We start from the raw sequence: 288 nt of genomic DNA, 5'->3' as shown, positions 1-288 counted from the left end.
TTCGTGTCGGGGTAGATGGAGAAGCCCATCCAGCACCCGGCGTCGGCGACCAGGCCGACGGTGAGCTCGTTGAGGTGGTCCACCACGACCAGCTAGGGCGCGATGCCGGACTCTCTCACCACGTCGAGGGTGCGCTTGGTGCCCGCGAGCTTGTCACGGTGCGGCGTGTGCACCAGCACCGGACGCTCGTGCTCGATCGCGAGTGTCAGCTGCTGGGCGAAGGCCTTCTCCTCGGCCTCGGTCATCGAGTCGTAGCCCACCTCGCCGACCGCGACGACGCCGTCATTG

Annotated in this window: 1 pseudogene; it reads right to left on the bottom strand. The window is 67.7% G+C overall.

Features of this window, described 5'->3' with window-relative positions:
- Positions 1-288 (bottom strand): annotated as a pseudogene (locus JHE00_RS34755) (TatD family hydrolase); the annotation flags it as partial.

Source organism: Prauserella cavernicola, from assembly GCF_016595675.1.
In the GTDB taxonomy this organism is placed as follows: domain Bacteria; phylum Actinomycetota; class Actinomycetes; order Mycobacteriales; family Pseudonocardiaceae; genus Prauserella_A; species Prauserella_A cavernicola.
This window is presented reverse-complemented; position numbering and strand designations above follow the sequence as displayed.